The sequence below is a fragment of the Streptomyces spinoverrucosus genome (assembly GCF_006539505.1).
In the GTDB taxonomy this organism is placed as follows: domain Bacteria; phylum Actinomycetota; class Actinomycetes; order Streptomycetales; family Streptomycetaceae; genus Streptomyces; species Streptomyces spinoverrucosus.
The window spans coordinates 1-11,779 of record NZ_BJND01000066.1 but is presented as its reverse complement, the minus strand read 5'-3'; the positions used below and the strand labels follow the sequence as shown (position 1 = coordinate 11,779).

At 71.8% G+C, this 11,779-nt stretch carries 13 protein-coding genes and 1 pseudogene; 7 read left to right on the top strand and 7 right to left on the bottom strand.

The annotated features are described in order from the left end of the window. Positions 1-105 precede the first annotated feature (105 nt). From SSP24_RS34090 to SSP24_RS34080, 3 genes are all read left to right on the top strand, one after another. Positions 106-1,392 carry a multidrug effflux MFS transporter gene (locus SSP24_RS34090; protein WP_141313846.1) on the top strand — a complete coding sequence of 429 codons (1,287 nt, stop codon included), beginning with the start codon at positions 106-108 and terminating at the stop codon, positions 1,390-1,392. Continuing rightward, positions 1,350-2,519 carry a serine hydrolase domain-containing protein gene (locus tag SSP24_RS34085; RefSeq protein WP_141313845.1) on the top strand — a complete coding sequence of 390 codons (1,170 nt, stop codon included), beginning with the start codon at positions 1,350-1,352 and terminating at the stop codon, positions 2,517-2,519. Before SSP24_RS34090 ends, SSP24_RS34085 begins: the two co-directional genes overlap by 43 nt. Positions 2,520-2,596: 77 nt before the next feature. After that, positions 2,597-3,577 (top strand): small ribosomal subunit Rsm22 family protein, encoded by a 981-nt coding sequence (locus SSP24_RS34080; RefSeq protein WP_141313844.1) that lies wholly within the window; start codon positions 2,597-2,599, stop codon positions 3,575-3,577. A gap of 47 nt (positions 3,578-3,624) precedes the next feature. On the opposite strand, the gene SSP24_RS34075 is transcribed toward SSP24_RS34080, so the two are convergent. Next, entirely contained in the window at positions 3,625-3,819 is a 195-nt protein-coding gene (locus tag SSP24_RS34075; RefSeq protein WP_141313843.1) for a DUF6243 family protein, read from the bottom strand. A 120-nt stretch (positions 3,820-3,939) separates the two neighbouring features. Between SSP24_RS34075 and SSP24_RS34070 the strand changes: the two genes are divergently transcribed. Both SSP24_RS34070 and SSP24_RS34065 read left to right on the top strand, forming a co-directional pair. After that, positions 3,940-4,572: a TetR/AcrR family transcriptional regulator gene (locus tag SSP24_RS34070; RefSeq protein ID WP_141313842.1), complete on the top strand. Its 633-nt coding sequence runs from the start codon at positions 3,940-3,942 to the stop codon at positions 4,570-4,572. Between the two features lie 149 nt (positions 4,573-4,721). Further along, entirely contained in the window at positions 4,722-5,456 is a 735-nt protein-coding gene (locus SSP24_RS34065; protein WP_141313841.1) for a bifunctional DNA primase/polymerase, read from the top strand. An 18-nt stretch (positions 5,457-5,474) separates the two neighbouring features. Here SSP24_RS34065 and SSP24_RS34060 read toward each other — a convergent pair whose 3' ends face one another. The 4 genes and pseudogenes from SSP24_RS34060 to SSP24_RS34050 all read right to left on the bottom strand — a co-directional run bounded on the left by SSP24_RS34060 (position 5,475) and on the right by SSP24_RS34050 (position 8,439). Beyond that, positions 5,475-6,476, bottom strand: a complete 1,002-nt coding sequence (locus tag SSP24_RS34060) for an SCO2278 family lipoprotein (protein WP_141313840.1) — start codon at positions 6,474-6,476, stop codon at positions 5,475-5,477. After that, positions 6,439-6,576: pseudogene (locus SSP24_RS44490) on the bottom strand (iron transporter); the annotation flags it as partial. The pseudogene SSP24_RS44490 and the gene SSP24_RS34060, both read right to left, overlap by 38 nt. 1 nt (position 6,577) lies before the next feature. After that, positions 6,578-7,402, bottom strand: a complete 825-nt coding sequence (locus SSP24_RS34055) for a heme ABC transporter ATP-binding protein (RefSeq protein WP_167529784.1) — start codon at positions 7,400-7,402, stop codon at positions 6,578-6,580. Beyond that, positions 7,399-8,439 (bottom strand): FecCD family ABC transporter permease, encoded by a 1,041-nt coding sequence (locus tag SSP24_RS34050; protein WP_229865164.1) that lies wholly within the window; start codon positions 8,437-8,439, stop codon positions 7,399-7,401. Before SSP24_RS34050 ends, SSP24_RS34055 begins: the two co-directional genes overlap by 4 nt. A gap of 119 nt (positions 8,440-8,558) precedes the next feature. Here SSP24_RS34050 and SSP24_RS34045 point away from each other — a divergent pair, with 119 nt between their 5' ends. Next, a complete protein-coding gene (locus tag SSP24_RS34045) occupies positions 8,559-9,203 on the top strand; it encodes a PhzF family phenazine biosynthesis protein (protein WP_141313838.1) in 645 nt (214 codons plus the stop codon). Between the two features lie 20 nt (positions 9,204-9,223). Here SSP24_RS34045 and SSP24_RS34040 read toward each other — a convergent pair whose 3' ends face one another. Together SSP24_RS34040 and map are read right to left on the bottom strand one after the other, a co-directional pair. Continuing rightward, complete coding sequence (locus SSP24_RS34040) at positions 9,224-9,874, bottom strand: biliverdin-producing heme oxygenase (protein WP_141313837.1); 651 nt, start codon at positions 9,872-9,874, stop codon at positions 9,224-9,226. 130 nt (positions 9,875-10,004) lie between these two features. Continuing rightward, entirely contained in the window at positions 10,005-10,862 is an 858-nt protein-coding gene (gene map, locus SSP24_RS34035) for a type I methionyl aminopeptidase (RefSeq protein ID WP_141313836.1), read from the bottom strand. A gap of 59 nt (positions 10,863-10,921) precedes the next feature. Between map and SSP24_RS34030 the strand changes: the two genes are divergently transcribed. Beyond that, complete coding sequence (locus tag SSP24_RS34030; RefSeq protein ID WP_141313835.1) at positions 10,922-11,155, top strand: hypothetical protein; 234 nt, start codon at positions 10,922-10,924, stop codon at positions 11,153-11,155. Positions 11,156-11,779 lie beyond the last annotated feature (624 nt).

The following is an 11,779-nucleotide window of genomic DNA, read 5'->3' as shown; positions in this document are numbered from 1 at the left end:
CCGCCCTCGTTCTCGTTCGATCTCGTGCGTTCTCGTTCGATGTCATCAGGCACCGTGTTCGAACTGAGAGCATAGGGACCGCACTGCTCGCAGAGGGAGGGGCACATGCCCGAAGGGGCACCGATACCGGATCTGTCACCGGCGGCCGCGGCGGACACGCGGCCGCCCGTTCGTGCGCAGCGCCGCGCCGGCCTGCTCGTCACGCTCGTCCTCGGCGGACTGACCGCGACCCCGCCACTGGCCATGGACATGTACCTCCCGGCGCTGCCGGAGGTCACCCGATCGCTGCACGCCCCTGCGGCGACCGTGCAGCTCACGCTCACCGCCTGCCTGGCCGGTATGGCGTTCGGCCAGCTGGTGGTCGGCCCGATGAGCGACCGCTGGGGCCGCCGCCGCCCGCTGCTCGCCGGGCTCGCCGTGTACGTCGTCGCCACCGCGCTGTGCGCGCTGGCGCCCACCGTCGAGACGCTGGTCGCGTTCCGGCTGGTGCAGGGGCTCGCGGGCGCGGCCGGGATCGTGATCGCCCGGGCGGTCGTCCGCGACCTGTACGACGGCATGGCGATGGCCCGCTTCTTCTCCACCCTGATGCTGATCTCCGGCGTCGCGCCGATCGTGGCGCCGCTGATCGGCGGGCAGATCCTGCGGGTGACGGACTGGCGGGGCGTGTTCGTGCTGCTCACCGTGCTCGGCGTGCTGCTCGCGGGGGTCGTGTGGTTCCGCCTCCCGGAGACCCTCCCCACGAAGGAGCGGCACAGCGGCGGCGTCGGCGAGGCACTCGGCTCGATGCGCCGCCTGCTCGCCGACCTGCCCTTCACCGGCTACATGCTCGCGGGCGGCTTCGCCTTCGCCGCGCTGTTCGCGTACATCTCGGCGTCGCCGTTCGTCGTCCAGGAGATCTACGGCGCCTCCCCGCAGACGTTCAGCCTGCTGTTCGGGCTGAACTCGATCGGCCTCGTCGCCGCCGGGCAGATCAACGGCAAGGTGCTGGTCGGGCGGGTCCGCCTGGACCTGGTGCTGGCCGTCGGCCTGGGCATCGTCGTGCTGGCCGCGACCGCGCTGCTGCTGATGTCGCTGGGCGTGTTCGGCGAGGTCGGGCTCGCTCCGGTGGCCGCCGCGCTGTTCGTGCTGATGAGCGCGATGGGCATCACCCTGCCCAACACCCAGGCGCTGGCCCTCATGCGGGTGCGGCACGCGGCCGGGTCCGCGTCCGCCCTGCTCGGTACGTCCTCCTTCCTCGTCGGCGCGATCGCCTCCCCGCTCGTCGGGATCGCCGGTGAGCACACCGCCGTCCCGATGGCCGTCGTCCAACTGGCCGCCGCGCTGGTGGCGACCGCCTGCTTCGTGGGAATGTGCCGTCCCTGGAACACCCGTGCGGAGGGAGCGGAGAGCTGAGCGCACCGAGACTGCGCACCGGCACCCCGGAGCGTGCCGGCCTCGACCCCGGCGAACTCCGCCACCTGGTCCGCGAGGTACGGCAGCTGACGACCGGGGACCGCCCGTGGGCACCGGGCGCCGTCGTGGCCGCCGGGCGGGGGCCGGTGCTCGCGGTGCACGAGGCGGCCGGGTACGCGGTGCGGTACGCGGCGTACGACGCGGAGGCGGACGCGGGCGTGGAGCTGCCGGAGTCCCAACGCGTGCCGATGACCGTCGACACCCCCTTCGACCTGGCCTCGCTCACCAAACTCTTCACGGCCGTCGCCGCCATGCAGCAGATCGAACGCGGCACGCTGGGCATCGACGGGCAGGTCGGCGCGTACCTCCCCGACTTCCGGGCCGCCGCCCGCCATGGCATCACGGTCCGGGGCCTCCTCACCCACACCTCGGGCCTGCGCCCCGATCTGCCGCTGTACGACTGCGCGACGGACGCGGACCGCCTGGCCCTGCTCCGCGCGGAGGCCCCGACCGGCCCGCCGGGCACCTACCGCTACTCCGACCTCAACCTGCTCCTCCTCCAGTACGTCCTGGAACGCATCACGGGCCGCCCCTTGGACGTCCTGATCCACGACGGCATCACCCGGCCCCTGGGCATGACGTCGACCCGCTTCGGCCCGTGCCCCGACGCGGCGGCGACGGAGGACCAGCGCCGCCCGTGGGCGAAGGCGGACCGGGGAATGCTGCGGGGCGTGGTCCACGACGAGAACGCGTGGGCGCTGGGCGGGGTGGCCGGTCACGCGGGCCTGTTCTCGACGGCCCGGGACCTGGCGGTGTTCTGCCGCGCGCTGCTGGCTGGGGGTTCGTACGGCCCGGCGCGCATCCTGGGCCCGGACTTCGTGGACCTGATGCTGACGCCACCGGGGCTGGGCTTCGCGTTGGACCAGCGCTGGTTCATGGGCGCGCTGGCGGGTCGGGGAGCGGCGGGCCATACGGGCTTCACGGGAACGTCCCTGGTCGTGGACCGGGCGACGGACACGTTCGTGGTGCTACTGGCGAACACGGTCCATCCGCGACGCCGGACCCCGGACAGCAGGCCGAGGGCGCGGGCGGGGTCGCGGGTGGCGTGGGCGGTGCGGGGGGTGTGACCGCGTCGGCTACCTGAGAGATGACCCTGTCCGCGACCTGAGGGATGGCCCTGTCCGCGACCTGAGAGAATCGCACGGTGCACGCCCCCCTGCCCCCCGCCGAAACCCTCCGCACCGCCCTCGCCGGTCTCCTCGACGGGCTGCCGCCCAGGCAGGCCGCGCAGGCCGTGGAGCGGCTGATCGCGAGTTACCGGGGGGCCACTCCGACCGACGCGCCGATTCTGCGGGACCGGGCGGACGTGGTCGCGTACGCCGCGTACCGGATGCCCGCCACCTTCGAGGCGGTCTCGGCAGCGCTGGGCGCGTTCGCGGACGCCGTTCCCGGATGGGTGCCCGGCGAGCACGTCGACGTCGGGGGTGGCACGGGCGCCGCCACCTGGGCCGTCTCCGCCACCTGGGACGGGGTCCGCCCGGTCACCGTGCTCGACTGGGCCGAGCCCGCGCTCGCGCTGGGCCGGGAGATCGCCGCGGCCAACCCGGCATTGCGGGACACCCGGTGGCAGCGCTCCCGTATCGGAGCGGCGCTCACCATCGAGAGCACCGATCTCGTCACCGTCTCCTACGTCCTCAACGAACTCACCGCCCCCGACTGCACCGCCCTCGTCGACGCCGCCGCCGACGCCGCCCAGGCCGTCGTGATCATCGAACCCGGCACCCCGGACGGCTACGCCCGCGTCATCGAGGCCCGCGACCGCCTCATCGGCGCCGGTTTCCACATCGCCGCCCCCTGCCCGCACAGCGCCGCCTGCCCCATCGCCCCCGGCACGGACTGGTGCCACTTCTCGGCGCGGGTCAGCCGTTCCTCCCTGCACCGCCAGGTCAAGGGCGGCTCCCTCGCCTACGAGGACGAGAAGTTCAGCTACGTCGCCGCGACCCGCTTCCGCCCCACCCCGGCCCCCTCCCGCGTCGTACGCAAACCCCAGATCCGCAAGGGCCAGGTCCTCCTCGACCTCTGCGAAACCGAACCCCTCCTGCGCCGCACGACCGTGACCAAACGCCACGGCGACCTCTACAAGGCCGCACGCGACGCCGACTGGGGCGACGCCTGGCCCCCGTGACACCGTCGAAGGGGGACAGGGGCCGCACCTGACCGCGGCCACCGCCGTTACCGCCTTTCCTCCGCCTGTTCCCGCCGTTCCGCGTTCTTCTCCTGCAACTTGCGCAGCAGCTCCCGCTTCTGGGCCTGGGCGTCCGGGCCGCCGACGCGTCCGCCACGGCCGCCGCCGCGCAGCGCATTGCGGCCGAGGTTCTGACGCGTGCCGCCCACTCCGAGCATGTTTCCGGCTCCGCCTCGGGTCATGGTGTGTCTCCTTGGTGATCATCGACAGTTCCATCGGTCGTACGAGACGTATCGTCTCGCCAGCACCTCCATCAGGGTGCGGCGAGACGCACCGTCTTGTCAACCTGATAAATTCGTCGCATGGTCAAGAAGCCCACCCCCGACTCCACCCGCCGCAGCGAGAAGTCCCGTCGCGCGATCTACGACGCCGCCCTCACACTCGTCGGAGAGGTCGGCTATGCGAAGACCACCATCGAGGGCATCGCCGCCCGCGCCGGCGTGGGCAAGCAGACGATCTATCGATGGTGGTCGTCGAAGGCGGACGTACTCCTGGAGGCCTTCCTCGACCTCGGCCAACAAGCTGCCGAACAGGCGGCCGAGCAAGGCGCCCCACCCGGCGCCGAGTACGCCATCCCGGACACCGGCGACCTCGCCGCCGACCTCAAGTACGTCCTGCGCGCCACCGTCGACGAACTCCTCGATCCCAAGTTCGAGGCCCCGTCCCGCGCCTTGGCCGCCGAGGGTGTCGTCAACGAGCAGCTCGGACGCGAGTTCGTCACCAAACTCCTCGAACCCCAGCTCCAGCTCTACGTCCAGCGCCTGCGTTCAGCCCAGGACGCGGGCCAGATCCGCCCCGACATCGACCCGCGCATCGCCCTGGAACTCTTCGTCTCCCCGCTGGCCCAGCGCTGGTTGCAGCACACGGCACCCATCTCCTACGAGTACACCGACACCCTCGTCGACTACGCGCTGCACGGCCTCGCACCCCGCTGACCGCATGTGACTCGCGGTGGCTGTCCGTGATCTCCGTGTGGAGTATGTCTCGTACCCCCTGCCCCGGTTGGGGAGTACGGCCCTTCGAGGCGCAGGATGGTGGGACGATAGGTCATGCTGACCGTTCAACAGGCGAGGCGAGGGGATAGATGAGCGCGGAGTTCGGCGGCCGCTCCGGCCGGCAGGGCAAACTCTCCCAGTGGCTGCGCGGACGCCGCCCGAAGGAGGCCGCCGACGACGGCGGCCGGGAGGACCTGCTGCTGGCCACCGCCGCCGCGGGACTGCCCCTGGCGCCCGCCGCGCACCCGGCACCCGGCTACCGCTGTTCCTGCGACCGCGTCGGCTGTCCCACCCCCGCCCGGCACCCGGTGTCGTTCGCCTGGCAGACCCAGTCCACCACCGACCGCGCGCAGATCGAGCGCTGGGCCCGCCACCAGCCGCAGGCCAACTTCATCACCGCCACCGGCATGGTGCACGACGTCCTCGACGTACCGCTGGACGCCGGCCGGGAGGCCCTGGACCGGCTGCTCGCCTCCGGCGTCGAGGTCGGCCCGGTCGCCGCCAGCGACGACGGCCGCATGCTGTTCTTCACCCTCACCCGCGGCACCCCCGAGGAAGAGGACGAGTGGTGGCCGTGCGAACTGGACTGCCACCCCGAGACGATGGACGAGCATCCGGGCCTGCGCTGGCACTGCCGCGGCTCCTACGTCCTGGTCCCCCCGGCCCGGCTCCCCGGCGACGACCAGACCGTGCACTGGGTACGCGGCCCCGAACATCCGCTGCCCGACCCGCTGACTTTGCTGGAAGTTCTCACCGACGCCTGCGCCCGGCACGCGGGCGCCCAGCCCGACCACGCGAGCACGGCCTGGCCCCTGCGCCACTGAACGTCACGTGAGGGGACCCTACTCGCCCTTCGCCGACGTCAGCCCCTGAATCCGCCCCAGCACGGTTACTTCCTGAGCACCGGATCCCTTCTTGGGGTCCAGTGCCACCTGGTTGGAGACGAACTCCATCGTCAGCGACTGCTTGATCTCACCGGTCGTCAGCGCCTCCACGTCCGCGCCCGGCGCCGGCACCGAGGTGCCCGCCGCTGCGGTCTGCTTCTCGTAGTGGTGCGTGGTGAAGAACACCAGCGCCCCGCCGTCCGCGGTGCGCAGCGCGACCGGCGCGTAGTCGCCGTCGGTGAGCGGCTCGTCGATGTACTGGGTGACCAGACCCGGCCGCTCCTTGTCCTTCTCCCGCTCCTGGCGCCAGAGGCTGGTGTGCGCGCCGTCCGCGAAGCCGTCCCCGCCCTTCTGCAGGTAGGTGACGTAGTTCTTGCCCAACTCGGCCGGGTTCATGGTGAATTCGGCGGAGTCGACGGGGAGGGCCTCCGCCCAGCCGTCCTTGTCCTTCTTGAACTCCGGCACCTTGTCGGGCGCCACGAGGGTCAGATACGACGCCTCCCACTGGTCGGCCAGCCCGTCCCGGGTGAACACCAGCAGCCAGCGCGCGTCACCGCCCCGGTTGGCCTTCGCGTTCGCGAGGAACCAGCGCGGCCAGCCCGCCTTCTTCGGGATGGTGTACTCGACGTCGCTGAACTCCAGCGGCGAGTGGTTCGGGTTGCCGCCCGGGTTGTTGACGTTGCCCGCCTTCAGCCGCGCCTCGTCGATGGCGGCCAGGGGTCCGGTGACATGGTCGGCGTCGAGTGCACTGTCGTACGACTTGTCCGCCTCGTTGTACGCGCTCGTGAAGTCCTGAAGCGCCTTGGCCGCTTCGTCCGCGGTCGCCCCCGGCAGCACCTCCCGCTCCCCGTGCACCACCACGCACCCGCTCGCCGTCAACGACAAAGCGGTCACCGAAGCGGCCATGAGCACACTCCGGTCCAGCCTGCGAAGCCTTCGAGGGCCGCGATCCCTGCTCATCGGGTCCTTTCACCTTCCCCTTCCCGGAGGCGAACCCTACCGGGGCACCCCGGGGCACGGACGGCCGGATCGGGTACAGCGGCCACACCGTGACCTGGACTTCACAGGTCCCGCCGGGGAGCCACCAGAACCGCTCCGGTACGGGGATGGGGCAGCACCTCGACGGGCTGGTCGTAGACCTCGGACAGGAGCCGCTCGTCGAACACCTCCGCCGGCGGACCGTCGGCCGCGATCCGGCCCGCGTGCAGTACGGCGACGCGGTGCGCGTAGGCGGCGGCGAGCCCCAGGTCGTGCAGCACGACCACCACGGCGTCCCCGGCGCGCGCCCGCTCCCGGCACAGCCGCAGCACCAGCTCCTGGTGCTTGAGGTCGAGAGCGGCGGTCGGTTCGTCGAGCAGCAGCAGCGGGGCGCGCTGGGCGAGGACCCGGGCGAGCGCGACGCGGGCGCGTTCGCCGCCGCTGAGCGCGGAGAACGGCCGTACGGCGAAGGCGGGCACCTCGGTCGCCGCCATGGCCGCCGCCACCGCCATGTCGTCCTGGTCCGCGAGCGGCGTCCCGGCCCAGGGCGCCCGCCCCATCCGTACCACCTCCTCGACGGTGAACGGGAACGACAGCGCGGCCGACTGCGGCAACACGGCCCGGCGCAGGGCGAGTTCGGGCGCCGACCACTGGGCCGCCGGGCGGCCGTGAATGCGTACGACACCCTCGGCGGCCGTCAGATCGGCGGCGAGGGCGCTCAACAGGGTGGACTTACCTGCCCCGTTGGGGCCGACCAGCGCCAGCACCTCGCCCGCGCGGACGGTGACATCGACACCGGCGAGCACTTCGCGCGCGCCGAGGCGGACGCGCAGCCCCTCGGTCTCGGCGAGCACCTCGCCCGGCGTGACGGGCGGCGGGGGAACGGCGCGGGTGCGCAGGCGGATCACGCCCAGCCTCCTTGCTTGCGTCGGGTGCGGCGCAGCAGCCAGAAGAAGAACGGGCTGCCCACCAGGGCGGTCAGGACACCGAGCGGCAGTTCGGCGGGCGCGGCGAGCGTCCGCGCCGCGAGGTCGGCGCCGAGCAGCACCACCGCACCGCCGAGCGCGCTGCCCGGAATGAGGAAGCGGTGCCCGGGTCCGGCGGCCATGCGCAGCAGATGCGGTACGACGAGACCGACGAAGCCGATGACGCCGGAGACGCTCACCGCGGCCGCCGTCAGCAGCGCGACGACCAGGATCAGCACGATCCGCAGCCGCTCCACGTCCACGCCCAGATGCCGGGCGGGCCGGTCGCCGAGGGCGAGCAGGTCGAGGCGGCGCGAGTACAGCGGCGCCAGCAGCAGCCCGGCCGCCGCGCACGGCAGCACGGCCAGCACCTTGGGCCAGGTGGCCTGCGAGAGGGAGCCGAGCTGCCAGAAGGTGATCTGGTTCACGGCGGCGGTGTCGGCGAGGAAGATGAACAGCCCGACGAGCGCCCCGCAGAACGCGTTCACCGCGATCCCGGTGAGGATCAGCGTCACGACCTCCGTACGGCCGCCCGCGCGGGACATCGCGTACACCAGCAGGACGGTGCAGAGACCGGCGACGAACGCCATCGCCGGGAGCGTCCAGTTGCCGAGGAAGTTCAGCCCGAGCGCGATCGCGGCGACCGCGCCGACGGCCGCGCCCAACGAGACGCCGATGGTGCCCGGTTCGGCGAGCGGGTTGCCGAACACGCCCTGCATCAGCGCACCCGCACAGCCCAGCGAGGCACCGACGAGCAGGGCGAGGACGATCCGGGGAAAACGGACGTTCCACAGCACCGACTCGGCGACCCGGTCGAGCTCCGTGCCGCCCAGCCCGGCCTTGTGCTGCACGGAGGAGAGCACGTCGCCGACGGGGATGGGGTAGGCGCCGATACCGGCGGCGAGCGGGACGAGGACGAGGAGGGCGGCGACCAGACCGATGGTCAGCAGCCAGGCGGGGCCACGGCGGATACGTCGCACAGTCCTGTTCCCCTCCGCGCGCCCCGGACCTTCCGGAATCCCGCGTGCAGCTTAGGTTAGCCTTGCCTTTCTGGCTAGCTGACGTCGGGTCATCCGCTGCGTGATGCTTCAATGCCCGGGTGACTGACTACGACGTGCTGCGCGTCTTCTGCGCGGCGAACGGCGGATACGGGAACGAACTGGGCGTCGTCCGCGACGGTTCGGTCATGCCCGGGCGCAGCGAACGGCAGGAGTTCGCGGCGAAACTCGGCTTCAGCGAGACCGTGTTCGTGGACGACCCCGAGCGCGGAGTCATCGACATCTACACGCCGAGCGCGCGTCTGCCGTTCGCCGGGCATCCCTGCGTCGGTGCGGCCTGGCTGCTCGATGTGCCCGAACTGGTCACGCCCGCCGGGGTGGTGGGGGCCAGGCAGGACGGGGAGTTCAGCTGGATCGAGGCGCGGCCGGAGTGGCCGGAGCCGCGCACCCTGCGCCAGTACGCGAGCGCCGCCGAGGTGGACGAGCTGCCCGTGCCGCCGCCGGGGGAGTGGGTCTACGCCTGGGCGTGGGAGGACGAGGCGGCGGGGCGGGTGCGGGCCCGTGGCTTCCCCGGCCGGGGCGACGGCATCGACGAGGACGAGGCGACCGGCGCCGCCGCCCTGCTGCTCACGGCCCAGCTGAACCGGGCCCTGAACATCGCGCAGGGCGCCGGTTCGCAAATCCTGACCGCTCCGCAGCCGCACGGGTGGGTGGAGATCGGCGGCCGGGTCGTGTTGGAGCACTGACCGCGGGGGAGCGTGCGCGCTCACGCCGACAGGGGGAACTCCTCGCCGAGTGCCAGGAGTATGTCCGAGTTCAGCGCGAACGCCCGTCTGCACTCGGCCACGATCCGCTGCTTCTCCAGCTCGTCCGCCCGTACCTCGTCCAGCAGCACCCGGTAATCCCGCTTGAAGGCCGCCGGATTGGGGATCTGCTCGAAGACGTAGAAGCGGACCCCGTCGCCCTTCTTGGGGAATCCCCACGCCTTCTCGGCCGTGTCGCGGATGATCTGCCCGCCGGAGAGGTCACCGAGGTAGCGGGTGTAGTGGTGGGCGACGTAACCGGCCGGCCAGGTGCGGGCGCAGTGGGTGATCCGCTCCGCGTATTCCCGTGTGGCGGGCAGTGCAGTGAGGGTCGACCGCCAGGCGGGGCCGCGCAGATACGCGAGGTCCTGTTCGAGGGCGGGCAGGCGGAACAGTTCCGGACGCATGAAGGGCCCCGCCACCGGGTCCAGGGCCAGGCGCTCGGCGTCGCCGGTCTCCAGTGCCTCGTACACAAACCACAGCTGCTCCGTGTAGCGCGCGTACGCGTCCACACCCAGCCTGCGCCCCAGCAGGTCGCTCATGAACGTCGAGGTCCTGACCTCCTCGTGCTGCTCGTGGGAGGCCGCGCGGATGAGAGCGGAGAGGGAGTCCATGAGTCGATCCTCTATGGTTAGGCTTACCTAAGTCAATAGGTTTGCCGACGGTCTGTCGGTAAAGAGGTACCCCCTCGCGGCACGAAAAAAGCCCGCCCTCCGGAGAGAGCGGGCCTTCGGCGACCAGGGTTCACGGCAGCGTGAGGATCTCCGCGCCGGTGTCCGTCACGACCAGCGTGTGCTCGAACTGCGCCGTCCGCCTGCGGTCCTTGGTGACGACCGTCCAGCCGTCGTCCCACATGTCGTACTCGTGCGTCCCCAGCGTCAGCATCGGCTCGATGGTGAAGGTCATGCCGGGCTGCATCACGGTGGTCGCGTGCGGGGCGTCGTAGTGCGGGATGATCAGCCCGGAGTGGAACGACGAGTTGATGCCGTGTCCGGTGAAGTCCCGCACGACGCCGTACCCGAACCGCTTGGCGTACGACTCGATGACCCGCCCGATGACATTGATCTGGCGGCCCGGCTTGACCGCCTTGATCGCGCGGTTCAGCGACTCCCGGGTGCGCTCGACGAGCAGGCGGCTCTCCTCGTCGACGTCCCCGACCAGGTAGGTGGCGTTGTTGTCGCCGTGCACCCCGCCGATGTACGCGGTCACGTCCAGGTTGACGATGTCGCCGTCGCGCAGGACCGTCGAGTCGGGGATGCCGTGGCAGATGACCTCGTTGACCGAGGTGCACAGGGACTTCGGGAAGCTCCGGTAACCGAGCGTGGAAGGGTAGGCGCCGTGGTCGCACAGGAACTCGTGCGCGACCCGGTCCAGCTCGTCCGTCGTCACGCCCGGCGCGATCGCCTTCGCCGCCTCGGCCAGCGCCTGCGCGGCGATCCGCCCCGCGATCCGCATCGCCTCGACGATCTCCGGGGTCTGCACCTCGGGGCCGGTGTAGGGCGTCGGCGCGGGCTTGCCGACGTACTCGGGCCGGCGGATGTTTCCGGGCACGGAACGGGTGGGAGACAGCTCCCCTGGTACGAGCAGCGACTGGCCAGACATGCCAGCGAGTCTAACCAGCGGGCATACGAGACCATGTCCCCTGGCGAAAGGAGCCGGTCATGGCCCTGTTCAAGAAGCGCACGGTCGGAAAGCCGGGCGAGTGGTACTACTGCCTGGAGCACAAGAAGGTCGAGGAGGGCCCGGAGTGCCCGGCCAAGGACCGCTTCGGCCCATACGCCACCCGCGAGGAGGCCGAACACGCGATGGAAACGGCCCGCGAACGCAACCTCCAGTGGGAGACCGACCCACGGTGGCACGACGCGGTGGGCCGGAGGGAGCGCGAGGAGGACTGACGGGGCCGAGGCTCGGTCGGGGGGAGGGGTGAGGGCTGGGGGCTCGATCGACGCGGTGCCTGACTGACGCGGTCACTGATCGGGGCCGGTGCCTGGCCGGGATGGGCGCCTGACCGTGACCGGCGCCTGACCGGGTCGGCTCCCCGGCTTGCGCCGTCGGCTGAGGGCCGAGGCTCGATCGTGGCGAGGGCTGAAGGCTCGGTCGTAGCGAGGGCTGAAGGCTGGGCGCTCGATCAACATGGCGCCTGACCGGCGCGGCGACTGATCGGGACCGGCGCCCGACTAGGACCGGCGCCTGACCGGGTCGGCGTCCGGCTTGCGCCGTGGACTGTGGGCCGAGGCGCGGTCGTGGCGAGGGCTGAAGGCTGGGCGCTCGGTCCACGCGGTGCCTGACCGACGCGGTGCCTGACCGACGCGGCGACTGACCGGCGCGGTGCCTGATCGGGATCGGCGACTGACCGGGTCGGCTCCCCGGCTTGCGCCGTCGGCTGAGGGCCGAGGCCTGATCAGGCCGCCGATCGCTGAGGCCGACGCTGGGACAGGCGGTCGTCCAAGCCCGGCCCCGACCAGCCCGGTGCCGGATCAGCCCGGTGCGGGACCAGCCGGTGCCGGATGAGCCCGGTG